20 protein-coding genes are annotated in these 23,901 nt (G+C 39.5%); 17 read left to right on the forward strand and 3 right to left on the reverse strand.

The window, feature by feature from the left end:
* Window positions 1-2: 2 nt before the first annotated feature.
* Both STRCR_RS05480 and STRCR_RS05485 read left to right on the forward strand, forming a co-directional pair.
* Window positions 3-467, forward strand: coding sequence for an 8-oxo-dGTP diphosphatase (locus STRCR_RS05480; protein ID WP_004228231.1), 465 nt, complete (start codon window positions 3-5; stop codon window positions 465-467).
* Window positions 468-602: 135 nt separating this feature from the next.
* Complete coding sequence (locus tag STRCR_RS05485) at window positions 603-1,424, forward strand: transporter substrate-binding domain-containing protein (protein ID WP_004226394.1); 822 nt, start codon at window positions 603-605, stop codon at window positions 1,422-1,424.
* Between the two features lie 106 nt (window positions 1,425-1,530).
* On the opposite strand, the gene STRCR_RS05490 is transcribed toward STRCR_RS05485, so the two are convergent.
* A complete protein-coding gene (locus STRCR_RS05490) occupies window positions 1,531-2,484 on the reverse strand; it encodes an IS30 family transposase (RefSeq protein ID WP_004225294.1) in 954 nt (317 codons plus the stop codon).
* Window positions 2,485-2,703: 219 nt separating this feature from the next.
* Between STRCR_RS05490 and rpsU the strand changes: the two genes are divergently transcribed.
* Complete coding sequence (gene rpsU, locus STRCR_RS05495; RefSeq protein WP_002963309.1) at window positions 2,704-2,880, forward strand: 30S ribosomal protein S21; 177 nt, start codon at window positions 2,704-2,706, stop codon at window positions 2,878-2,880.
* A gap of 161 nt (window positions 2,881-3,041) precedes the next feature.
* On the opposite strand, the gene mscL is transcribed toward rpsU, so the two are convergent.
* Window positions 3,042-3,425: a large conductance mechanosensitive channel protein MscL gene (gene mscL / locus STRCR_RS05500; RefSeq protein ID WP_040804486.1), complete on the reverse strand. Its 384-nt coding sequence runs from the start codon at window positions 3,423-3,425 to the stop codon at window positions 3,042-3,044.
* A gap of 226 nt (window positions 3,426-3,651) precedes the next feature.
* On the opposite strand from mscL, the gene dnaG reads away from it, so the two are divergent.
* From dnaG to STRCR_RS05570, 14 genes are all read left to right on the forward strand, one after another.
* Window positions 3,652-5,448 (forward strand): DNA primase, encoded by a 1,797-nt coding sequence (gene dnaG / locus STRCR_RS05505; RefSeq protein ID WP_004226170.1) that lies wholly within the window; start codon window positions 3,652-3,654, stop codon window positions 5,446-5,448.
* Between the two features lie 8 nt (window positions 5,449-5,456).
* Window positions 5,457-6,566 (forward strand): RNA polymerase sigma factor RpoD, encoded by a 1,110-nt coding sequence (rpoD, locus tag STRCR_RS05510; protein WP_004229816.1) that lies wholly within the window; start codon window positions 5,457-5,459, stop codon window positions 6,564-6,566.
* Window positions 6,567-6,928: 362 nt separating this feature from the next.
* Window positions 6,929-7,264 carry a metal-sulfur cluster assembly factor gene (locus STRCR_RS05515; RefSeq protein ID WP_004228414.1) on the forward strand — a complete coding sequence of 112 codons (336 nt, stop codon included), beginning with the start codon at window positions 6,929-6,931 and terminating at the stop codon, window positions 7,262-7,264.
* Window positions 7,265-7,278: 14 nt separating this feature from the next.
* Window positions 7,279-8,205 carry a glycosyltransferase family 2 protein gene (locus tag STRCR_RS05520; protein ID WP_004226929.1) on the forward strand — a complete coding sequence of 309 codons (927 nt, stop codon included), beginning with the start codon at window positions 7,279-7,281 and terminating at the stop codon, window positions 8,203-8,205.
* A 105-nt stretch (window positions 8,206-8,310) separates the two neighbouring features.
* Window positions 8,311-9,162, forward strand: coding sequence for a dTDP-4-dehydrorhamnose reductase (gene rfbD, locus STRCR_RS05525; RefSeq protein WP_004225502.1), 852 nt, complete (start codon window positions 8,311-8,313; stop codon window positions 9,160-9,162).
* A 626-nt stretch (window positions 9,163-9,788) separates the two neighbouring features.
* Entirely contained in the window at window positions 9,789-10,943 is a 1,155-nt protein-coding gene (gene cps2T, locus STRCR_RS05530; protein ID WP_004229180.1) for a beta 1-4 rhamnosyltransferase Cps2T, read from the forward strand.
* Entirely contained in the window at window positions 10,933-11,892 is a 960-nt protein-coding gene (locus STRCR_RS05535) for a glycosyltransferase family 2 protein (RefSeq protein WP_004225426.1), read from the forward strand. The genes cps2T and STRCR_RS05535 overlap by 11 nt, the downstream gene beginning before the upstream one ends.
* 9 nt (window positions 11,893-11,901) lie before the next feature.
* Window positions 11,902-12,714, forward strand: coding sequence for an ABC transporter permease (locus STRCR_RS05540; protein WP_004229218.1), 813 nt, complete (start codon window positions 11,902-11,904; stop codon window positions 12,712-12,714).
* Window positions 12,714-13,928 carry an ABC transporter ATP-binding protein gene (locus STRCR_RS05545; protein ID WP_004225695.1) on the forward strand — a complete coding sequence of 405 codons (1,215 nt, stop codon included), beginning with the start codon at window positions 12,714-12,716 and terminating at the stop codon, window positions 13,926-13,928. Before STRCR_RS05540 ends, STRCR_RS05545 begins: the two co-directional genes overlap by 1 nt.
* An 18-nt stretch (window positions 13,929-13,946) precedes the next feature.
* Window positions 13,947-15,632 (forward strand): glycosyltransferase family 4 protein, encoded by a 1,686-nt coding sequence (locus tag STRCR_RS05550; RefSeq protein WP_004226544.1) that lies wholly within the window; start codon window positions 13,947-13,949, stop codon window positions 15,630-15,632.
* Window positions 15,633-15,635: 3 nt separating this feature from the next.
* The gene (locus STRCR_RS05555; protein ID WP_004228609.1) at window positions 15,636-17,381 is read left to right on the forward strand and encodes a rhamnan synthesis F family protein; all 1,746 of its coding nucleotides are present in this window, start codon (window positions 15,636-15,638) and stop codon (window positions 17,379-17,381) included.
* Window positions 17,382-17,384: 3 nt separating this feature from the next.
* Window positions 17,385-19,919 (forward strand): LTA synthase family protein, encoded by a 2,535-nt coding sequence (locus STRCR_RS05560; protein WP_004229380.1) that lies wholly within the window; start codon window positions 17,385-17,387, stop codon window positions 19,917-19,919.
* Window position 19,920: 1 nt separating this feature from the next.
* Entirely contained in the window at window positions 19,921-21,150 is a 1,230-nt protein-coding gene (locus tag STRCR_RS05565; protein ID WP_004227400.1) for a hypothetical protein, read from the forward strand.
* Window positions 21,151-21,259: 109 nt separating this feature from the next.
* On the forward strand, window positions 21,260-22,819 hold the full coding sequence (locus STRCR_RS05570) for a hypothetical protein (RefSeq protein ID WP_004225144.1): 1,560 nt from the start codon (window positions 21,260-21,262) through the stop codon (window positions 22,817-22,819).
* On the opposite strand, the gene STRCR_RS05575 is transcribed toward STRCR_RS05570, so the two are convergent.
* On the reverse strand, window positions 22,805-23,758 hold the full coding sequence (locus STRCR_RS05575; RefSeq protein ID WP_004225294.1) for an IS30 family transposase: 954 nt from the start codon (window positions 23,756-23,758) through the stop codon (window positions 22,805-22,807). The genes STRCR_RS05570 and STRCR_RS05575 overlap by 15 nt on opposite strands.
* Window positions 23,759-23,901 lie beyond the last annotated feature (143 nt).

The raw sequence follows: 23,901 nt of genomic DNA on the forward strand, positions 1-23,901 counted from the left end.
TTATGTCTCGTGCTTCTCAAGTTATTTTAACCAATATGTGCCTAATTGAAGATGGCAAGGGCAATATTGTCATGCAAATTCGTGATCCCAGGCGCTATTCTTGGTCAGGAGCTGCCCTGCCTGGTGGTCATGTAGAAGGTAAGGAGTCTTTTCATGATTCGGTAGTACGAGAAATCCGGGAAGAAACAGGTTTGACTGTGGAGAACCCTCGTCTGGTTGGTTTGAAAAATTGGCACACTGAGGAAGGCATTCGCTATATTGTTTTCCTCTATAAGGCTGAATCCTATTTCGGCCATCTGCATTCCTCTGATGAGGGAGAAGTTCGTTGGGTGAATCGTCAGGAACTGCCAGAGATGGACTTGGCTTATGATATGCTGGCTTTGCTCAGGGTCTTTGATGAAACAGACCTGTCGGAATATTTTTATCACGATAAAATTGATGGCGAGTGGCAGAAGAAGTTTTACTAAACCTGCGATTTTATGCAGAATTCCACTGTCTAACCCGAAGATTCATCTTGACAGATGTATTTTTATAAGCTAGAATAGTATAAAAATTAGGGACGATAGAACTTGAGTCCACCCTTTTCAACAATGGAGAATTCAATGTCAATTAAAAAAATAGTTACAGTTGCCCTGCTGGCCTTAATGTCAGTCAGTTTGGTAGCTTGTTCGCAGTCATCAAAATCGGCTAAGGAGGACACTTCTCTGTCGGATGTTCAGAAGCGAGGCACACTAGTTGTTGCCACCAGTCCTGATTTTGCGCCTTTTGAGTTTAAACGATTGGTCAACGGTAAGGATACAGTGGCTGGCGTTGATGTTGAGCTTTCTAAGGAAATTGCTAAGGAATTGGGTGTCGATGTTCATTTTTTAACAGTGTCTTTCACGAATGTTTTGGGAAGTGTATCTATTGGTAAGGCTGATTACGGGATCTCAGGGATTTCTGTCACTGAAGAACGTAAAAAAGCTCTTGAATTTACGGAACCGTATTTTGAGTCTAAAAATGTGGTGATTATTCGCAAGGCTGATTTGGCTAAATATACTTCGGTTGACAGCTTTGCTGGAAAATCTGTTTCTGCGCAAAAGGGTACTATCCAAGAGGGGGTGCTAGCTGATCAAATTCCAAAGGCTTCTGCTGTCTCTCTTACTCAAAATAGCGAGGGTGTTAATGAGTTGAAGAGCGGTCAAATCGAGGGTATCGTCATGGAGAGCGCCATTGCTCAAGGGTATGTTTCCAGCAATGATGATCTTACTGTTGCCAATATTACTCTCAAAAAAGTTGATGGTTCTTCCTATGCTATTGCCCTACCAAAGGGATCAATAGCTCTGCGTAACCGCATCAACGGTATCATCAAGAAACTGAAAAAGGAAGGCAAGATTGATGATTATGTTAAGAAGGCTAATCAAGAATCGGAAGCTGGAAAATAAAATTACTAGAAGCTGAGAATTTTCCAGTTTTTTTCTATGTCAGACGAACTGCTGTTTTTTCCAGAAAGCTAACTTACTTTGAGAATTACTAAATTTCAAGTTCAAGTTAGCCAGTCTGTAAAAACTCTTTAGGAGATTTATAATTGAATAGTTTCTTTGGATAGTTGTTAATCCAGTTTTCAATAAATGCGACTTGTTGTTGAGTCGCATTTTTGCTTCCCTTAGGCAACCAGCGCCGGATGAGTCTATTATGATTCTCATTAGTTCCACGCTCCCAAGAAGAATAGGGGTGGGCATAGTAGATATGAGCAGGGTCAAAAACTTCTGCTAAACGACTGAATTCAGCCCCGTTATCAGCTGTGATAGAGTTAATTTGATAATCCCTGAGGATTGCTTTCAGAGCTTGATTGACTGAAGACGTGGACTTATCGGGAATGAGTCGAATGATTTGATAACGACTCTTTCTATCCGTTAGAGTCAACAGGCACTCGTTTTTTGCCCGAGTTTGAATAACCGTATCAATTTCAAAATCACCAACATTCTCACGCTTGTTAATGCTTTCTGGTCGTTCCTCGATAGACTTTCCAGCTGGCTTAAAGTTGGGACTGGCATGCTTTTTCTTAGTTTTCTCCTTGCGAGGATAAAGCATGTCAGCTTTAGTCAATCCTAAGTGTCCATGATGAATCCAGTAGTAAATAGTGGAGATGGGAACAGGTAATCCTTTTGCCTTTACTATCATCTCAGGAGAATATTTCTGTTTGATGTAGTGAGTTATCTTTTCTTTGAGTCCCTTGGTCAGGGAGACTTGTTTAACAGAACGTTTACGATTGTTTTGATAGGCTTTTTGGGCGAAGTCAGCTGAGTAGATCACCTCAAATTTTCCTTTACGCACTTGTTGTCTAACCTGACCACGTTTGACTTCGTTGTGAATGGTTTGAGGAGCTTTAGCCAATCTCCTAGCGATTTCACGATTTGAGAGCCCTTCTTGAAGCCAACGTTCAATTATTCTACGTTCAGTTAGTGTCAAATGTTTACTTTTTGGTGTATAATAGTTTTGCATCTCAGAGTCTTTCTAATTGTTATTGTGGTGATTACAATTATATCTCTCTGAGATGTTTTTTGATACTCTTAGGTGGCTAACTTCATTTTAGAACTTTCCTTACTTTGAGAATTAACATTTTTTCATAAATTACTTGTAAGTGTTGACATTCCTGATAAAATTCGTTATTCTAGTGGGGAACGTAAAAAGCGTTACATTATTCTTGAGGAGGTGAAATCCATGGCAAAAACAGTGGTACGTAAAAATGAATCACTTGACGACGCTCTTCGTCGTTTCAAGCGTTCAGTCACAAAAGCGGGAACTCTTCAAGAGGCTCGTAAACGCGAACACTATGAAAAACCTTCTGTAAAGCGGAAACGTAAGTCAGAAGCAGCTCGCAAACGTAAAAAATTCTAAGTGAGCTGAACAATCAGAAAAATCCTTAGCCGGAGTGGCTGAGGATTTTTGTTGTCTGAAGAAGTGCCGGCGGGGCAGCCTGCGTTAGAGTCTGGTTATGGTATCCAGTAAGGATATAAAAAAGCCTAGCTGTTCATAGAGCCAGACTTAGGTTGTTTAGCTTATTTTTCTTTAGCCAAAAGATCGCGGATTTCAGTAAGCAATTCTTCTTGTGAAGGACCGGCAGCTTCTGCAGCTTCATCTTCTTGCTTCTTGTTGAGGGCAATGGCCTTGTTGCCAGCTTTAACGATGAAGAAGAGGGTTGTTCCGACGATGAGGAAATTGAGAACGGCACTTAAGAAGCTTCCATACGTGATACCATTCCAAGTTAGTTTGGAGAGATTTTCAACACCAGCGGCCTTGACAACTGGATTTAAGATAAGTGGTGTGATGATATCACCAACTAATGAAGTTATGATGGCATTGAAAGCAGCCCCCATAACAACGGCTACAGCAAGATCAAGGACATTACCCTTGAACAAGAAGTCTTTTAATTCTTTAATCATTTTAAAAAATTGAATTCCTTTCAAAATTTAATACTTGCTCAGTATATCGAAAAGAGAACGGGTAAGTCAAGGGAATTGCCTAGAAACTTTGATTGTTATAAGTATTTAATTTCCTTGTTATATTAGGTGTCGTGCGATGGAACTTTTGATATTTTACAAGACTTAGGAAAACGTGTTATAATAAGGGGTAAAACTAAAATTATCTTTTTAGTAGGGAGGTAATGACATGGCCCTTGATAAATCAGTTATTTCTGAGATTAAGCATAACGTCAATATTGTTGATGTGATTGGTGAAGTGGTCAGTCTGACAAAGTCAGGTCGAAATTACTTGGGCCTTTGTCCCTTCCACCAAGAGAAAACCCCTTCTTTTAATGTTATTGAGGACAAGCAGTTCTTTCATTGTTTTGGCTGTGGCAAGTCAGGGGATGTCTTCAAATTTCTAGAAGAGTATCGCCAAATTACTTTCATGGAAAGTGTCAAGATTCTCTCTGAAAGAATTGGCATGGATTTAGCCATTGAACCATCGCATCAACAGACTAAGATCCGTCAGAACCCTCATCAGAAGCTCTTTGATATCAATCAGGATGCTAGCAAGTTTTATCAGGCCGTTTTGAAGACGACTAAGATCGGAGAAGCAGCTAAGCAATACCTTTATGATCGGGGGCTAGATGACCGGCTGATTGATTACTTCAATATCGGTCTGGCTCCTGATGAATCGAATTATCTCTATCAAAGTTTGTCCCCTCGTTACGATGAAGATACTATCCTCAATTCTGGCCTTTTCAATTTATCAGAAGCTGGTTCGATCTTTGATAGTTTTCGCAATCGGATTATCTTTCCACTGACGGATGAGAATGGGCATGTGATAGGCTTTTCGGGTCGGATTTGGACTCAGGCTGATCAAGATCGCAAAGAAGCTAAATATAAGAATACTAGAGCAACGACCCTCTTTAATAAATCCTATGAATTGTACCATCTGGATAAGGCTAAGCCGGTGATGACTAAGAGTCATGAAGTTTACCTGATGGAAGGATTCATGGATGTTATTGCTGCTTACCGAGCTGGTATTAAAAATGCGGTAGCCTCTATGGGTACAGCTCTGACACCTGAGCATGTCAGTCACCTGAAAAAATTCACCAAAAAGGTCATCTTGACCTATGATGGTGATAACGCTGGTCAAAATGCTATTGCCAAGTCGCTGGCCATTTTGCAGGATTTGACAGTTGAAATCGTTCGAATGCCCAATCAGATGGATCCTGATGAATTTATCAAGGCCAACTCGGCTCAAGAGCTAGCCAAACTCCTGAGTCAGTCGAGAATTTCCAGTACAGAGTTTTGGATTCAATACCTCAGACCGGAAAATGTTGATAATCTACAAGCGGAGATTGCCTATGTTGAGAGAATTGCTAAAATTATCGCTGGGGTAACTTCCATTACTGCTCAGAATACCTATATCAATATGGTGGCTGAGAGTTTGCCAGACTTTGATTATTTTCAGGTGGAGCAGTCGGTTAATAATGAACGGTTGAAAATGCGGGCTGGTGCAGGAGGCAATCAGCTTAATGAGCCTAGAACAAGTTCGGGTCCGCTTCTAACTGAGTTGCCAGTCAGTAAGACCTTGACAGCTATTCAGCGGGCTGAAAACCAGCTATTCTATCGTCTGCTTCAATACGATTATCTTCTCAATGAGTTTCGCAATCGAGACGATTTTGTTTTTGAAAGTCCGCAACTTGAAAGCCTTTATCAAATTTTATGTCAGAAGGGGGAAATTTCTGATTTAGATTTGGCTCAGATGGCGGATGATTTACGGCAGGCCTATTATAGTGTCCAAGAAGAAGAGTTGCCTAGGGAATTAGCTGATGGTGAGATAACTGGATTAGAACAGCGGATAGAAAAATACCGCCAAGAACAAGATTTACGCAAACGCAGTAAAATTATCCGTGACAGCAGTAGTCATGGGGATGATGAAAGGGCCTTGTTAGAGTTTCAGGCTCTCGTCGCTCAAAAGAAAAATATGGAATAGAGGAAACTATGGCAAGTAAAAAAACAAATGCAACCTTTAATGTACAAGTTGCTGATTTTATTCGCAATCATAAGAAGGAAGGGACAGCTATTGATGACGAAGTCACTGAAAAATTGGTTATTCCTTTTGTTCTTGATGCTGACCAGATTGATGATTTGCTGGAGCGCTTGACTGATGGTGGTATTTCAATTACTGATAAAGATGGTAATCCATCTAGTAAGTACGTCATTGAAGCTCCTGAACCAGAAGAGCTGACGGATGAAGAGCTTATTGGCAGCAATTCTGCCAAAGTTAACGATCCCGTCCGCATGTATCTGAAGGAAATCGGGGTTGTGCCCCTCTTGACTAATGATGAAGAAAAAGAATTGGCCATTGCTGCTGCTGAAGGTGATTTGATGGCTAAACAGCGGCTGGCTGAAGCTAACTTGCGTTTGGTTGTTTCTATTGCTAAACGCTATGTTGGACGTGGAATGCAGTTCCTTGACTTAATTCAGGAAGGTAATATGGGACTGATGAAGGCTGTGGATAAATTTGACTATTCCAAAGGTTTCAAATTCTCAACCTATGCTACTTGGTGGATCCGTCAGGCCATCACTCGGGCTATCGCTGACCAAGCCAGAACTATTCGGATACCTGTTCACATGGTTGAAACCATCAATAAATTGGTCCGTGAACAGCGCAATCTCCTGCAAGAATTGGGACAAGACCCAACTCCGGAACAAATTGCAGAACGCATGGATATGACCCCTGATAAGGTTCGGGAAATCCTCAAGATTGCTCAGGAACCAGTTTCTCTGGAAACTCCTATTGGAGAAGAAGATGATAGCCATCTGGGAGATTTTATCGAAGATGAAGTTATTGAAAATCCCGTTGACTACACGACTCGGATTGTCCTGCGGGAGCAACTCAATGATGTTTTGGATACTTTGACCGACCGTGAAGAGAATGTGCTACGTTTGCGTTTTGGTCTTGATGATGGTAAGATGCGGACCCTAGAAGATGTTGGTAAAGTCTTTAACGTAACCCGTGAGCGAATTCGGCAAATTGAAGCTAAGGCTCTCCGAAAGCTTCGCCACCCAAGCCGCAGTAAGCAACTTAAAGACTTTATGGAGGATTAAAAACCTCTAGTGGAGGTTTTTAACTGCCGCCTAAAAATGGGGAGGCGACGCCTGTCCAGTGGGTGCTTTTGATGTCACCTAAAAATTAGAAAGTGACCCATACCCAGTGGAAGATTTTAACTGTGACACGTAGTTTGACTAGTTAATAGTGCTAATCAAACGGAGACAGTATGGGAGATCGGAAAGCCGTTCTGGCGATTATTGTAACTCACTCTTGAGACTAGCAGTTAGAGACTGAGACAGGTCCAGTGAAAAAATGATTGCTTCTTAAGGTTTGCAAGTGCTCTCTATTCGTTTAATAGCCTACCTATTGCTTAGATAAGGTGTCAGACTCTTATCCCTTGACAGAAAGGATAGTTTTGATGTCAGAGAAAAAATATACAGAACAAGAAGTTGAAAAAATCAAAGACCATATTCTTGAGGTTCTGGAAATGGTGATTGACCCAGAATTAGGCATTGATATTGTCAATCTTGGGCTAGTTTATGAGATTCGTTTTGAAGATAGCGGTTATACCGAGATTGATATGACCTTGACAACCATGGGCTGTCCTCTGGCTGATCTTTTGACTGACCAGATTTATGATGTCATTCGAGAAGTCAAGGAAGTGACCAAGGTTGAAGTCAAACTGGTTTGGACACCGGCTTGGACTGTTGAACGCATGAGTCGCTACGCTCGTATTGCTTTGGGAATTCGCTAGATAGGATTAGAAGTATGAAAAAGTTGAGTATCGTCGTACCTTGTTATAATGAAGAAGCAACCATCCATCCGTTTTTAGCTGAGACACAAAAAGTAGAGCAGACTATGGCTGAGGAGTTGATCTTTGATTATTTCTTTGTCAATGATGGCTCAAAAGACCAAACGCTGCAGGTCCTACGTGAGGTGAGTCAAAAGTTTGCGAATGTTCATTATCTGTCTTTCTCTCGTAATTTCGGCAAGGAAGCTGCGCTATTAGCTGGTTTAGAGGCTGCTGATGGCGATTTGATAACTGTAATGGATGCGGATTTACAAGATCCCCCCGAGCTCTTAGAGGACATGTATCAAAAGGTTCAAGAAGGATTTGACGTGGTCGGAACGCGTCGGGCTGATCGTAAAGGGGAACCCGTCATTCGATCATTCTTTGCGCGTGCTTTTTACTGGTTGGTCAATAAGATTTCTGATACTGAGATGGTTGATGGGGCACGGGATTTTCGTCTCATGACGCGTCAGGTTGTTGATAGTATCTTGGAACTAGGGGAAGTCAATCGCTTCTCCAAGGGACTCTTCTCTTGGGTTGGCTATGATGTCACCTACCTGCCTTATGAAAATCGTGAGCGGGTGGCAGGTGATACCTCTTGGAATTTTTGGTCCTTATTGAAGTACTCGATTGACGGTTTTGTTAATTTTTCAGAAGCTCCGCTTAATCTGGCAACCTGGGCTGGGTTGGCTAGCTTTATTTTATCAGTAGTTGCTATTTTATTTGTGGTTATTCGGCGACTGATTTTTGGCGATCCTGTTAGTGGCTGGGCATCTACTATCTCGATTATTATGTTTCTAGGTGGTCTCCAGCTCTTGGCTTTAGGAATTATTGGCAAGTATGTTGCTAAAATTTTCCTAGAAACCAAAAAACGACCTGTCTATATTGTTAAAGAAAAAGGGTGAAATTACCCCCTTTTTTTGTTAGAATAAGGAAGCAATAAAGTTTAGCAGGGCTGATGTTTGGCTTCTAACCTACTTGTAAGCCCTGTTTGTGCAAAGGAGAATTCAATGATTTTAATTACTGGAAGCAATGGACAATTGGGAACAGAATTGCGCTATTTGCTGGATGAAAGAAATGAAGAATATGTAGCTGTAGATGTGGCAGAAATGGATATTACGAATGCTGCCAAGGTTGATGAGGTCTTTGCACAGGTTAAGCCAAGTCTAGTGTATCACTGCGCAGCCTATACTGCGGTGGATGCGGCAGAAGATGAGGGAAAAGAGTTAGATTATGCCATCAACGTTATTGGAACCGAAAATATTGCTAAGGCTGCTGCTAAGTACGAAGCTACTTTGGCCTATATTTCAACCGACTATGTTTTTGATGGGCAAAAGCCTGTTGGAGAAGAGTGGTTGGAAACTGACCAACCTGACCCACAAACTGAATATGGTCGTACGAAACGTCTAGGTGAAGAAGCGGTTGAAAAATACTTGGATCACTACTATATTATTCGGACAGCTTGGGTTTTCGGTAACTACGGGAAAAATTTTGTCTTTACTATGCAAAATTTGGCTAAAACTCATTCTCGTTTGACAGTTGTCAATGATCAACACGGTCGTCCGACTTGGACCCGTACCTTGGCTGAATTTATGACCTATGTCACCGAAAATCAGAAGGACTATGGATATTATCATCTGTCCAACGATGCGACCGAAGACACTACGTGGTATGATTTTGCTAAGGAGATCCTCAAGGATACCGATGTCGAAGTGGCACCAGTTGATTCCAGTCAATTTCCTGCTAAAGCCAAACGTCCTTTGAACTCAACCATGAGTTTGACCAAGGCCAAAGCAACCGGATTTGTTATTCCAACGTGGCAAGAAGCTCTGCAAGAATTTTATAAGCAAGAAAAGAAGTAATCACATGAGGAGGCTGGGCGAAAACTCGTCCAGTCTTCCTGTTTTGGAATAAACTCTTGGCGCAGTGGTTGGGAGTAAGACTGGTTGGCTAAGCCAAGAAGTCTTACTCCCACAGTTCATTAGGTGTTTTAGCATCAATGAACCACTGCGGCCGGTTTTCCTTTTTCTACAAGGCCAAAGTGGAAAAACTAAACAAGTGTGATGACCATCGTTCATCTTATTTCCAACGTCAAAGGTTCCTCAGACCTTGTGAGCTGTGCGGGGGTGGGTTAAAAAGGTCTGGGAGACCTTTTTAATCGGGGAATGAAGCTTGAAAGCAAGTGTCAAAAACGGTCTAGGAGCAGGTCACCGTCTTAAAATCAGGGAGTGGTGAGAACCAAAATTTTTAATTTTTGGGTTCTTTCCCACTCCCTTTTTAGGTTGTCAGTGTAGATGCGGTCATTGTTCACTAGGCTAGTAAGATAAGGGGAGCATAGGGAGTTAGGGCCATTGCAAGTGGTCCCATCTTAAAATTTAGTGAAGCCATTAAAAGTTTAGTATCTTAATAATTTAGCTTAATCACTGAAATGATAACTTGTTTTATGGTATAATAGAGTGATTGTATTGCTAGAATGGAGAACTTGTGTATGCAACACGTTTTTATCATTGGAAGTCGGGGCTTGCCTGCGAAGTATGGAGGGTTTGAGACCTTCGTTCAAGAGCTGGTCAAGAATCGTCAATCTGATGACTTAATTTATCATGTTGCCTGCCTTTCTGATAAGGAAACGGGTCATCATTCTACATACATGGGGGCTGACTGTTATACGGTCAATCCGCCCCAGTTGGGTCCCGCCCGAGTGATTGCTTATGATATGCAGGCCATCAACTATGCTTTGAAATTGATTAAGCAGCATGCTATCAAAAAGCCTATCTTTTATATCTTGGGCAATACTATTGGAGCCTTTATTGCTCCTTTTGCTCGTAAGATTCACAAACTGGGTGGCCAGCTCTTTGTCAATCCGGATGGGCTGGAATGGAAACGGTCTAAGTGGTCGAAGCCAGTGCAGACTTATCTCAAATATGCTGAGAAAGTTATGACTAAGAAGGCTGATTTGATTATTTCGGATAACCAAGGTATTGAAGATTATATTCAAACTAGCTATCCTTGGTCTAAGACAACTTTTATTGCTTATGGAACTGACCTGACACCTTCTAGTTTGACGGCTGGATCGAGCGAGGTTAGAAACTTTTTTACCAGGTGGCAGACCGAAGAAAAAGGCTACTACCTGATTGTAGGCCGCTTTGTTCCTGAAAATAATTATGAAACGGCTATCCGGGAGTTTATGGCATCTGGTACCAAGAGGGACTTGGTTATCATTTGTAATCAGGAAGGCAATCCTTATTTTGAGGAGTTGCGACAAAAGACTGGTTTCGATCAAGACCCTCGCATCAAGTTCGTTGGGACGGTTTATAATCGTGAGCTTTTGACTTATTTGCGTCAGGCGGCTTTTGCCTATGTTCATGGTCACGAGGTTGGTGGGACCAACCCAGGTCTCCTAGAAGCTCTAGCTCATACAGATTTAAATCTGGTTCTGGGTGTTGATTTTAATCGGAAGGTGGCTGGCCGGACGGCTTGTTACTGGACTAAGGAAGCTGGTGACTTAGCAGACTTGATTAATCAGGTGGATAGTCAAACGGATTTTAGTCAGCTTGGACAGGCAGCCAATCAGCAAATGGCTGACAACTATACTTGGTCAAAAATTGTTAGGGAGTATGAGGAGTTATTTTTAGATGAAAGTTAATATACTCATGTCTACCTACAATGGTCAGCGCTTCTTAGCTCAGCAATTGGACAGTGTCTTGAATCAGACTTACAAAGATTGGACCCTCTTGATTAGGGATGATGGTTCTAGTGATCGGACGCCTGAGATTATCGCAGATTATGCTAGTCGGGATCCTCGAATTCACTTTATCAATCCAGATAAGCGGGAAAATCTTGGAGTTGTCAAAAACTTTTATACCCTCCTTAAGTATCAAGAGGCTGACTTTTATTTTTTCTGCGACCAAGATGATGTCTGGTTGCCAGAAAAGTTGGAAGTTTGCCTTGAAGAAGGCCAGAAGTATTCTCAGAATGCTCCACTCTTGGTGTATACTGATCTTAAGATTGTCAATCAGAACTTAGCAGTGCTACGTGAGAGTATGATCAGGACTCAGTCCGATCATGCTAATACTAGCCTTTTGCAGGAGTTGACCGAGAATACTGTTACTGGCGGCGTTGCTATGATTAATCAAGCAACTGCCAAAAATTGGAGAGAGAAAGACTTGGATAAAGTTATCATGCATGACTGGTACTTGGCTCTGGTGGCGGCTGCTAAAGGAACTCTGGTCTATTTGGATCAGGCCACTGAGCTTTATCGTCAACATGATAACAATGTTCTAGGGGCACGGACATGGTCAAAGCGTATAAAAAATTGGCTGCGGCCACATAAGCTAATTGCCAAATACTGGTGGTTGATTGATGCCAGCCAAAGGCAGGCCAGCCTACTTCTGGATTTAGAATTGGAGCAGGGCCCCAAAAAAGTGGTTCAAGCTTATGTCGGACTACTAGATGGTTCCTGCTCACAAAGATGCCAGACCTTGAAAACTTTTAGATTTGCTAAAAATCGAGCCTTTCACAGCTTGGTTTTTAAAGCATTAATTGTAACAAAAATCGGCTATAGTCATTATCAAAAATATGGCTATCAAGCATAGGAGAATATCATGGATTTACTTAGTAAGAAGAATCGTATCCTACTAAAAGAACTCATAAAAACAGACTTTAAGCTGCGTTATCAGGGCAGTGTCATCGGCTATCTCTGGTCAATTTTAAAGCCTCTCATGCTCTTTATGATTATGTATCTGGTCTTCATTCGTTTCTTACGCTTAGGGGGAGATGTACCTCACTTCGCAGTAGCCTTGCTTTTGGCCAATGTTATCTGGTCCTTTTTTATGGAAGCAACTAGCATGGGGATGGTTTCTATCGTTACTCGTGGTGATCTGCTGCGTAAGCTGAATTTTTCCAAATCGATCATTGTCCTATCAGCAGTCTGTGGAGCTTTGATTAATTTTGGAATTAATTTGATTGTTGTGTTGATTTTTGCCTTAGTCAATGGCGTTCATATTGGCTGGGACGCTGTTTTTGCCATTCCGCTCTTCTTTGAGCTCTTTATCATGGCTTGGGGTGTGGCTCTCTTACTGGCAACGCTCTATGTCAAATTCCGTGATATTGGCCAAATTTGGGAAGTCTTCCTGCAAGCTGGGATGTACGCAACCCCAATTATTTATCCTTTGACCTTTATTACCAATCAAGGTGCTAAGGGGGTCTTGGCCGGTAAAATTATCATGCTTAATCCTTTGGCGCAAATGATTCAGGACCTGCGTTATCTCCTGATTGATAAAGCCAATTTGACTATCTGGAATTTGATCAATCACTGGTGGTACTATGCTATTCCTTATGTTTTGCCATTTATCATTTTTGCCATTGGCTTAACAGTCTTTAATCGTAGTTCTAAGAGATTTGCGGAGATTCTATAATGACAACAGAAAATAATATTGCAGTAAAAGTTGACCACGTCAGCAAATATTTTAAATTACCTGTTGAAGCTTCTAACAGTCTGCGGACGACAGTGGTCAATCGTTTTAAAGGTGTGAAAGGTTACAAGGAGCAGCATGTTCTGCGTGACATCAATTTCGAGGTGGAAAAGGGTGATTTCTTTGGAATTGTTGGCCGTAATGGTTCAGGGAAATCTACACTTTTAAAAATTATTTCGCAGATTTATGTACCAGAAAAGGGTTCTGTGACTATTGATGGGAAACTGGTCTCTTTCATTGAGTTAGGGGTTGGTTTCAATCCTGAATTGACAGGTCGTGAGAATGTTTATATGAATGGGGCCATGCTAGGCTTCTCAACTGAAGAAGTTGATGCCATGTATGATGATATTGTTGAATTCGCTGAGCTCAAAGAGTTCATGAATCAAAAACTCAAGAATTATTCAAGCGGTATGCAGGTTCGCCTAGCCTTCTCAGTTGCTATTAAAGCGCAAGGTGATATTCTCATTCTTGATGAAGTTTTAGCTGTCGGTGATGAATCTTTCCAGCGTAAATGTAATGATTATTTCATGGAGCGTAAAGAAAGCGGTAAGACTACAATCCTTGTTACCCATGATATGGCAGCTGTTAATAAGTATTGTAATAAGGCAGTCCTGATTGATGATGGTTTGATTAAAGCCTATGGTGAACCTTTTGCTGTTGCCAATCAATATAGCTTGGACAATTTTAGTGTAGAAATCCCAGAAACTGATGAGGTTGATGCTGAGGAAGTTAAAGAAGCTAAAGTTATTGACAATTTTAGTGCTAAGCTTCTAACTAAGGAAGTCGTATCACCTGATGAAGATATCGAAATTGAGTTTTCTTATGATATTCTAAAAGAAGATTTGGATACTTACATTGCCCTGTCATTTGTGGATATTTCTGATGGCATTGGCCTCTATAATGATAATTCATGGAATTATAAATTAACAGGTGTAGGTCACCATAGGATAATTTATAAGTGTAAGTTACCTTATTTTAATACTGTAAAATTACGAGTTCAAGCGAATGTTCGTGATGAAAATAACCGTGATATAACTGTCTTATCAATGACGAGACCCCCAGTATTTACGGTGCGAAGAGAAATTGATGAAAATAATTTTTCTTTGAAAGATTCTTCAACTGGCTTGTTGGAGAGACAAGGTGACTGGGTCAAATAATAACAACGGGGTTAGGATATGCGAGTACTATTTATTTCACCTGTCGGGGCTTTCTTTAGTGGAGCAGAGGTGGCAGCTGGGAACTTGATGCGTTATTTGCAAATGCAGGGGCATCAAGTTTATAATGTCATTCCTGATAATGGTGAACATGCTGATGATTACTATCTAAAATTTATGGAAGACCATCACATTGAGCTTTTTCAACTTAAAACGAATAAGTGGTGGTGGCCAGAAGCTTATCAGCTTGAAGAGACCGATCTTGTCAGTGTTTTTGCTTACCAGCATAAAAATATTTTTCAGATTCGCCAGCTAATAAATAACAAGCAGATTGACCTAGTTATTTCAAACACTGTTAATGTTTTTCAAGGTGCCATGGCTGCGGCATTGGAATCTGTAGCTCATTATCAGATTATTCACGAATTTCCAATTGGTCAGTTTAACTATTATAGGAAAAAAATTGACCTGATTAATCGCTTATCGGATAAAATATTTGTTGTTACAGGGGAACTTTATCGAGAACTTGGTAAATATTTTCCGGAAGAAAAACTTTTTCCTTTTATCCCTTATTCACAGCTTGATGAATTTCCTCTAAAAAATGTTGAAAAAAATAGAATAGTTTCAATCGGTGGTATTAGCCAATGGAAAAATCAACTAGAATTAGTTCAAGCCTATGAAAAAATAGCCATTTCCGAGATCGAACTTGTTTTTATTGGTAGTTGGGAACCGGAATATAAGGAAGAGCTGGATAATTACATTTTTGAAAAAGGTCTTACAAATATCACTTTTCTTGGATATCAAAAGTCACCTTTTAGGTTGTTGACAGACAAAGATATACTGGTATTACCTTCTAAAATAGAAACATTTGGGTTGGTTTATGTTGAATCTATTCTATCGGCTGTTCCAGCGGTTGTTTCAGATAATTTAGGGCATAAAACGGTCAGTGAATATTTTGGTACGAGAAATGAATATCCCTTAGGGAATGTTGAGGCTCTGGTTGAAAAAATTAACTGGTTGCTTGAAAATTTTGATAGTGAAAAACGGCTTGCTTTGAAGTTAAGCCACAGAGCTAGAGAAGTTTATACTCTGGAAAAAACGTCTCAAATTTTCCTCGATAAAATGGAGGGTGCTCACCCCGAATCGAGAGAAGCTTTTAAAGCCTTAAATTATTTTATTGGTTGGGATTTGGCTCTCCCTCTATTAGAGAGTATTTCTAATCAAAAGGTAACTGTATATCACAGTAATGAACAGCCTTATTATAAGAAGGAGTCTTATGAAATTAAGACTAAGGATGAATTGGTCATTGAAGTTGGCCTAGCTGACTTTATCAGGATTGATTTGACAGAGGAAGCTGGTTTTTATGATGAAGCAATAATGGTCGATCAGGTGACTGGTAAAGTATTGGAACCTGTTCATTCTAATGCTTTTAGACTAGGGGATAGGTTTTTGTTTCTAGATAGAGATCCTCAACTGGTTTATGATACATCAATGTTGCATCATCACAAGTTAACCTTTTCGTATGTAAAAGGTGAGTTTAGCGAGTTAACTGAGAATGTTCAAGAATACATAGATGATAAATTGGAGCTTGCTCGCTTGTCGGATATTGAAGCTAAATATCAGAACTTAGAACGTGAATACAGTTCGGTCGTCCATTCTCGCCGTTGGACCCTTACAACTAAAATCATCAATTTCTTTAGGAGAAAATAAAACATGAAGCGTTTGCTTTTGTATGTTCATTTTAATAAATTTAATCGCTTGAGTTCGCATGTTCATTATCAATTGGAGAAAATACGGCCGCTCTTTAGCAAGGTCGTCTTCATTTCTAATAGTTCCTTTAAAACAGTGGACCAAACTATGCTCAAAGAGCAAGGTTTAATTGATGATTTCATCCAGCGTGAGAATAGTGGTTTTGACTTTGCAGCATGGCGTGATGGTATGGTTCAAGTCGGGTGGGAGAACTTAGCAGGTTATGACTCTGTTACAACTATGAACGATACCTGTTTTGGCCCCCTGTGGGATTTGGAACTGAGCTATCAGAAGTTTGAGACTGACCCTAATGTTGACTTCTGGGGACTGACCAATCATCGAAAGACTAAGAGCTTTCCTGAACATATACAGAGCTACTTTATCAGTTTTAGTCAAAAGGTAGTTGCTTCATCAGCTTTTCTTGATTTCTGGCAAGGGATTGAAGATTTTACGGATGTCCAAGAGGTTATTGGGCAGTATGAAACCCGAGTAACAACAGCTTTGACCGATGTAGGCTTCAAGTATGATGCAGTTTTTAACACGCTTAAGACTTCCACAGAAGGAATGCTACATCCTGATTTTAGTTATTACAATCCGACAGCTATCCTTGATGCTCGTGTGCCTTTTATTAAGGTTAAGACCATGGATGCTAACCAGTCTATTGCCCCTTATATCCTTAATCAGATTGAAGTGAGTTCGGACTACCCTGTGGATTTAATTATCAGCCATATGACCAGTATCAGTCAGCCTGATCTACCTTATCTTTTAGCTCGTAAATATCTGGGTAAGACATCTGAAACAGAGCTACCAGTGACTTGTAAGGTTGCTGTTCACCTCCATGTTTTCTATGTGGATCTTTTGCAAGAATTTTTGGATGCCTTCAAGTCTTTCCATTTTACCTATGATCTCTTTATTACAACGGATAGGGAAGAGAAGCAGTCCGAAATCCAGACAATATTAGAGCAGAATCGAGTTCTAGCCCAAATCTTTGTGACTGGGAATATTGGCCGTGATGTTCTGCCTATGTTAAAATTGAAGGAACAGCTCAAGAAGTATGATTATATTGGTCATTTCCACACCAAGAAATCCAAGGAAGCAGACTATTGGGCTGGTCAATCATGGCGGCAGGAATTGATTGCTATGCTGGTTAAGCCAGCGGATAAAATTCTGACTCAGATGGCTAGTAATGACAGACTTGGGATTGTCATTGCCGATATGCCAACCTTCTTTCGTTTCAATAAAATTGTCGTGGCCTGGAATGAAAATCTCATTGCTCCAGAAATGGAAGAACTCTGGGAAAAGATGGCTTTGAAAAAGTCTATTAATTTCGAGTCCATGGATACCTTTGTTATGAGTTACGGTACTTATGCTTGGTTTAGATACGATGCTCTTAAGCCCCTCTTTGATTTGGATTTAACAGATGAAGATGTTCCGGCAGAGCCTTTGCCGCAAAATTCGATTCTCCATGCTATTGAGCGCCTATTGATTTACATCGCTTGGGCTGGCCACTATGATTATCGTATTTCACAAAATCCGATTACTATGACACCTTTTATTGAGAACAAGATGCTCAATACACGTGCCAACAGTAGTCCAAATACTTATGTTGATTTTACCTATATGGGAGGAATTAAGGGAGCTTTGAAGTATATTATCATCGGACCAGCCCGGGCGGTGAAGTATATTGTGAAGAGGCTTTTAAAAAAGTAAACTATGAGAAAAATTATCAAAGATATAGATTGGTACAAAATTTTGCAGATCGTGCTTATTTGCCTTTTTGTCTTTTGCATCAGTTTCTTCTTAGTCAATCAGCAGTTGTTGCAGGGTCATCGTGCTCACAAGCTGTTGAAGGTCTTTAAATCGTCTGGTACCCTTAATGGTACTCTGTACGGAATTTCAGTGGTTGGATTGGCTATTTATGTCAGCCGAGGACTAAAATGGGAACTTTGGTTACAGTATGGTCTAGGTTACCTCACTTACCTCTTTGTCTCTTATTTCCTGCTAGTAACACGAAATTTAAATAATGCTAAATTTAGGTGGGAGCACCTCGGTCATAATGATTTCTTTCAGTCTAAAACTCTGTTGACTGTTTTAGGTATCTTAGTCCTAGCGGGAGTCATTCAGTTTTTGTCGGATAAACTGCGTGAGAACCATAAGAAGAATCAATCTAAACATTCAAAATTAGAAGATAGTCTGCTTAGTCTAGACAAACCCTTGAAACATTATAAGAGTTATCAGCTGCCTGTATTTGCTTTTCTGGGGATGGCTATTGTCAATGATCATTTAGCTATCGCTGCTATGAAACCGTCTCTTTTAAGTCTTATTAAAAAAGCAGATCTTTCTGACTATGCTTGGGCTATGGGAGCAAGTTTGGCTATCTGCTTGGTATTGTATTCGGCCTTGTGTTTTGTAGTTGCTAGGGGGATCGCCGATGCTATGAAAAAACAGGCGTCCATCTCATTAGCAGTAGCAACAAGTTTTTTACTAGCGATTATCTTTAACTATATTTTTCAGGCGACTATCAAGGCAGATGGCCCCATACTAGGTCGGTATATTTTCCCAGGGGCCAGTGTCTATCAAATTTTGGTTTTAGCTCTGGTCAATGTTGTCTTTTATATGGTGGTTAACCGCTACCTGATTGCGACAACAACCTTGATTGCTGTGGGTTCCTTGCTATCTGTTGCTAATAGTATTAAATTCAGTATGCGTAATGAACCAGTTTTATTCAGCGATTTAAGCTGGCTCAAAGATGTTGGACTCTTGCTCTCCTATGTCAATGCGACAGCAATTTTAATTGCTGTTCTAGCTATTGTGGCCTTAGCAGGCCTGACCTATTTTTTATGGAAACTCTTATCATTTAAAGATATTATCCATTCGGACTGGCGTCTAAGGGTGGCAGTATCAATCCCTATCTTAGTACTGTTTACCACAGTGGTTACGATTTTTGGGCAGCAGGAGAACGGGAAGATTGCAAATAATATTCCGATTTTATCTAGTCTCAACAATACAGAAAATATTGAGTGGATGGGACAGTCTGTGGTGGCGAGGGAGCGTTCTTTAATGTTCGTTTGGACTAAGCAGCTGACTTCCTCTAAGATGGAAAGACCCTCAGGTTACAGCAAAAATACTATAGAGAAACTTGCTCAAGAATATACTCAAAAGGCTGATGTTATCAACAAAGGCCGAAAAGGTAGTATTTCGGATCAGACGGTCATCTTTGTTTTGAGCGAGAGTTTTGCAGATCCTAGTCGTTTATCAGATGTTAGCCTTAATCGTGACCCTATTCCGTATATTAAGTCAGTTAAAAAGAATTATACAAGCGGTCTAATGAAGGCTGATTCTTACGGTGGTGGTACAGCCAATATGGAGTTTCAATCATTGACTGGATTGCCGATGTATAATTTATCATCATCTATTTCGACGCTTTATACTGAAGTTGCTCCTGAAATGAAGCGAATGCCTTCAATTAGTGATTCTTTTGAGTCACAAAATAAGATTGCCATCCATTTGGGTGATGCTTACATGTATTCACGCAAATCAATTTATCGACGTCTTGGATTTAATGAATTTATAGCAGCTGATGGTGGGACAAAAAAATCTAAACATTTGGGAACTCTAGGAGTTTATCCAAGTGATGCTAATACCTATCAGACTGTTACAGATAATATCAATCCTTCGCAGAATCAATTTTTCTCGGTTATTACCTATCAAAACCATGCACCTTGGAATTATACAGATAAAACACCATACGGTGGTTCTGGTAAAGGATTTGATCCGGCTGAGAATAGTTATACCAATAATTATGCAAAAGAGTTAAAACAAACTGATGATGCAACGAAAGAGTTTTTGAGTGAGTTATCCAAATTAGATAAAAAGGTAACAGTTGTCTTTTATGGGGATCACCTGCCAGGTTTCTATCCGGATAGTACGTTTAAAGATAAACCAGAAACTCAGTATCAGACAGATTACTTTATCTGGAGTAATTATCCCACTCCTAAACAAAACCACCCTTATATTAATTCCAGTGATTTTTCAGCAGAGTTGTTGTTGACAACGTCAACAAAGGTATCTCCTTATCAGGCCTTGTTAACAGAAGTGATGGATAATGCCAGCATTGATAAAAAGCATACAACTAAGAAACAGAAAAAAGTAGCACATGATCTAAAGTTGATCGAATATGATTTGATTTCTGGTAAGGGCTATATAGCTTCAAATGACGATTTCTTTAAAGTAAAGGGAGAAAAGTAGCGTGAAAAAATTTTATTTGCCGGTATATTATTGCTTTATGAGTTTACTCTTTACAGTGCAATCCATTGTTTATATCAATGATGTAGGGGATCAGGTTAGTTTTGCTCGCTTATCTAAACGTTATGGTTTCTTTGAGTTTGCTATCCACCGCTACCAAGTATGGTCTAGTCGTCTCCTCATCGAATCTGTTACCATGTTTATGTCAGCTCATTATCTGATTTTTGATCTCACTCTGTTGGTGGCTGTGGCGGTATTCTTTTATTGCTTTAATGGTATCTTCCTAAAGGATGATAAATATTGGGGACTTCGTTTTATTATTCCAGCCCTGTTTTTATTGGTATTCCCAAGTATCTTTTTTACTAGTGCAGGGTTGATTGCAACAGTAACCAATTATCTTTTTCCGATGATTGCTTTTGTGATAGCTTGGTATTGTCTGGAGCAAAAAAAGGTTAAGTGGTTGCTTACATCTTTTCCTTTTATGATTTTCGCTTGTATGCAAGAGCAGTTTACGATCTTTGCTCTGATAATTTTTGCCTTTCTGTTGCTTAAAAATTGGTTTATTAATAAACAGGTGAGTGTTTATTATCTATCAGCGATAGTAATTGCTCTTGTAGGGACAATCTCCGCTTTAGTAGCACCAGGTTCTGCTCATCGTACAATGATTGAGTCTAAGACTTGGTATCCTGGTTTTGACAAGTTATCTTTAGTCGTTAAGGTAGCTAAGGGGTATATGGAAACTAATCGTGTTTTATTTGTTACCTCAGAGCTAACGATTATTTACTTACTGCTCATAGCTGCTCTCGTTTTGGCTTTGCTTAAGCGGCGGTATGTTTCATCAGTTATGTCAGGCGCCGTTCTTTATACAATTTTAACGAATCGTCTGGGAAGTACAAGTCTATTAACGGCTGTGCAAAGGGTTAATGATTTTCAAAGCCAGCAGCCAATTACCAAATTTAGCTTTAAGGCAAATCTTTATCCATTGTCTCTGTATACTATTTTGTTAGCAGTGATTGCTATTTCTGTTTTCTTGATATTTGAAAATCGATGGCAGGCGGGAACGGCTATAGTTGTTTTAGCAGTTGGCTATGTTGCTCGGATGACAGTATCTCTATCACCGACAATCTATGCTTCAGGGCTGCGAACCTACACACCGCTTATTTTTTCTGGACTTATTATTATTATGATGATATGTTGCGAATTTATTGATACGATCAGTTTGCAAAGGAAATGAAAGGGCCGTAGTCTTCCCCAATAGTTGATGTAGTAGAGGTAAAACATCATATAAAAGGGTGTTTTCGAGAGTTATTTTCGATCGCCTTTTTGTTTTTTAGGAGAGTCATATGAAATTTCTATCTATATTAGGACAGAGAGCAATTCTCTTGTGGTCTTTGCTTGTTTCTATTTTATTTAGTCTGTCGAGTTTATTGATTAGGACAATAATGCCAATGGATGGCTCTGAAATGTCCAAGATTTGGCATACCAATATAGTCTTTTTTATAATGTTGGTTATTTTTGTGGGCTTATTTCTGTTTCTTATATACTTATCTCAATATTTGAAGCGGTCACATTTATTTTTGCTGGGAAGTGCTCTGTATCTCTTGTTAGGAGCCTATTTGATATTCCACCAAAATGATATGTTTAGGCATGATTCTCTTCAGGTTTTGGAAAGTGCTAAAGCCATGAATAGAGGAGATTTTTCGCAATTAACTGATTTAACAGGTTACCTGCATAGGTTTCCTCATCAATTAGGTTTAGTGTCATTTGAGCGTTTAATACTTATATTTTTTGGAAATAATAATGTCAAAATCTTTTTTGTTATTAATTTGCTCATGGCTATTGCTGACAACTTTTTATTATGGCAAATGGCTGAGAATGCCTTTCATAATTCCAAGGTGACAAAAATTACTATTATTTTATCTTTTATCTTCTTGCCCCACCTGTTCTTTATTCTATTTGTTTATGGCTTAACGTATGGTCTCTTTTTTGCCATGCTAGGACTATATAATTTTCAACTTTATCTTCAAAAGAGAACTTGGTTAAACTTAGGATTGACAATGATATTTTTAAGCCTATCTAATCTGATTCGCAGTAATAATAGCATCCTAATTTTAACAGTTTTGATTGTGGCTATCTTGGATATTTTAAGTAACCATTTGAAAAAGAGTGTGATATTAGTTCTCGCTTTGATTTTATTCGTAGTAGTAGCGAATAAAGTTATTGGGTGGCATTATAACACATCAAAAATTGAAGGAGAGCCTAAAATTGCGTGGGTAGCGATGGGATTAGATGATAAGTCTAATATTTACCACCGTATTCCAGGATGGTATAATGCTTACCTTGAAGATGTTTACGTCAAATACAAAGGCGACCCTGATGAAATTAAAAAGGATAGTCATAGGTTAATTGCAAGACGTTTAAAAATTATGCAGGATAATCCTGATTATGGATTTACATTTTTCAAAAATAAGTTTTTATCAACATGGACGGATAGCCTATTTGAATCTATTTGGTCTGGGCCAGTGACTAAAATGCCAGTAGAAAATCAGAAAATTTCAGGACAGCTGATGTCTAGCATTTATGAAGGTGGTCTAATTTTTCGTTTAATTTATTATTTTTCTGCTTTACTATTAGTTATTATCTATTCAGCAGTTTTACCGTTTTTACATAATCAGTGGAAAATAATAAAAGAAAGAGAGAATAGATTATTCTTATTGGTTCCTCTTGTTTATCTATCAGGCGGTCTGATTTTTCATTTATTATGGGAAACCAAGAGTCAATACGTTTATCCTTATGTTTATTTGTTGCTTCCTCTGTCAGCATTTGGACTTTATTCCCTGTATAATAAGGTAGAAGTCAATTTTAAAAGACTAAATTTCAAGTTCAAGTTAGCCAGTCTGTAAAAACTCTTTAGGAGATTTATAATTGAATAGTTTCTTTGGATAGTTGTTAATCCAGTTTTCAATAAATGCGACTTGTTGTTGAGTCGCATTTTTGCTTCCCTTAGGCAACCAGCGCCGGATGAGTCTATTATGATTCTCATTAGTTCCACGCTCCCAAGAAGAATAGGGGTGGGCATAGTAGATATGAGCAGGGTCAAAAACTTCTGCTAAACGACTGAATTCAGCCCCGTTATCAGCTGTGATAGAGTTAATTTGATAATCCCTGAGGATTGCTTTCAGAGCTTGATTGACTGAAGACGTGGACTTATCGGGAATGAGTCGAATGATTTGATAACGACTCTTTCTATCCGTTAGAGTCAACAGGCACTCGTTTTTTGCCCGAGTTTGAATAACCGTATCAATTTCAAAATCACCAACATTCTCACGCTTGTTAATGCTTTCTGGTCGTTCCTCGATAGACTTTCCAGCTGGCTTAAAGTTGGGACTGGCATGCTTTTTCTTAGTTTTCTCCTTGCGAGGATAAAGCATGTCAGCTTTAGTCAATCCTAAGTGTCCATGATGAATCCAGTAGTAAATAGTGGAGATGGGAACAGGTAATCCTTTTGCCTTTACTATCATCTCAGGAGAATATTTCTGTTTGATGTAGTGAGTTATCTTTTCTTTGAGTCCCTTGGTCAGGGAGACTTGTTTAACAGAACGTTTACGATTGTTTTGATAGGCTTTTTGGGCGAAGTCAGCTGAGTAGATCACCTCAAATTTTCCTTTACGCACTTGTTGTCTAACCTGACCACGTTTGACTTCGTTGTGAATGGTTTGAGGAGCTTTAGCCAATCTCCTAGCGATTTCACGATTTGAGAGCCCTTCTTGAAGCCAACGTTCAATTATTCTACGTTCAGTTAGTGTCAAATGTTTACTTTTTGGTGTATAATAGTTTTGCATCTCAGAGTCTTTCTAATTGTTATTGTGGTGATTACAATTATATCTCTCTGAGATGTTTTTTGATACTCTTAGGTGGCTAACTTCATTTTAGAACTTTCCGTCAATTTTAAAAGGTACTTTTTTTCAAGAAGATAGGCCTAGTT

The sequence above is a fragment of the Streptococcus criceti HS-6 genome, assembly GCF_000187975.2.
Lineage (GTDB): Bacteria > Bacillota > Bacilli > Lactobacillales > Streptococcaceae > Streptococcus > Streptococcus criceti.

Bases quoted from the DNA above. Each gene is read 5' to 3' on its own strand.
- STRCR_RS05515 (WP_004228414.1), top strand. From the start codon at position 6,929: ATGTCAGAGAAAAAATATACAGAACAAGAAGTTGAAAAAATCAAAGAC.
- STRCR_RS05575 (WP_004225294.1), bottom strand. From the start codon at position 23,758: ATGCAAAACTATTATACACCAAAAAGTAAACATTTGACACTAACTGAA.
- STRCR_RS05570 (WP_004225144.1), top strand. From the start codon at position 21,260: ATGAAATTTCTATCTATATTAGGACAGAGAGCAATTCTCTTGTGGTCT.
- rpsU (WP_002963309.1), top strand. From the start codon at position 2,704: ATGGCAAAAACAGTGGTACGTAAAAATGAATCACTTGACGACGCTCTT.
- STRCR_RS05560 (WP_004229380.1), top strand. From the start codon at position 17,385: ATGAGAAAAATTATCAAAGATATAGATTGGTACAAAATTTTGCAGATC.
- STRCR_RS05555 (WP_004228609.1), top strand. From the start codon at position 15,636: ATGAAGCGTTTGCTTTTGTATGTTCATTTTAATAAATTTAATCGCTTG.
- STRCR_RS05485 (WP_004226394.1), top strand. From the start codon at position 603: ATGTCAATTAAAAAAATAGTTACAGTTGCCCTGCTGGCCTTAATGTCA.
- cps2T (WP_004229180.1), top strand. From the start codon at position 9,789: ATGCAACACGTTTTTATCATTGGAAGTCGGGGCTTGCCTGCGAAGTAT.
- rpoD (WP_004229816.1), top strand. From the start codon at position 5,457: ATGGCAAGTAAAAAAACAAATGCAACCTTTAATGTACAAGTTGCTGAT.
- STRCR_RS05540 (WP_004229218.1), top strand. From the start codon at position 11,902: ATGGATTTACTTAGTAAGAAGAATCGTATCCTACTAAAAGAACTCATA.
- STRCR_RS05550 (WP_004226544.1), top strand. From the start codon at position 13,947: ATGCGAGTACTATTTATTTCACCTGTCGGGGCTTTCTTTAGTGGAGCA.
- STRCR_RS05490 (WP_004225294.1), bottom strand. From the start codon at position 2,484: ATGCAAAACTATTATACACCAAAAAGTAAACATTTGACACTAACTGAA.
- STRCR_RS05520 (WP_004226929.1), top strand. From the start codon at position 7,279: ATGAAAAAGTTGAGTATCGTCGTACCTTGTTATAATGAAGAAGCAACC.
- STRCR_RS05480 (WP_004228231.1), top strand. From the start codon at position 3: ATGTCTCGTGCTTCTCAAGTTATTTTAACCAATATGTGCCTAATTGAA.
- dnaG (WP_004226170.1), top strand. From the start codon at position 3,652: ATGGCCCTTGATAAATCAGTTATTTCTGAGATTAAGCATAACGTCAAT.
- STRCR_RS05535 (WP_004225426.1), top strand. From the start codon at position 10,933: ATGAAAGTTAATATACTCATGTCTACCTACAATGGTCAGCGCTTCTTA.
- rfbD (WP_004225502.1), top strand. From the start codon at position 8,311: ATGATTTTAATTACTGGAAGCAATGGACAATTGGGAACAGAATTGCGC.
- mscL (WP_040804486.1), bottom strand. From the start codon at position 3,425: ATGATTAAAGAATTAAAAGACTTCTTGTTCAAGGGTAATGTCCTTGAT.
- STRCR_RS05545 (WP_004225695.1), top strand. From the start codon at position 12,714: ATGACAACAGAAAATAATATTGCAGTAAAAGTTGACCACGTCAGCAAA.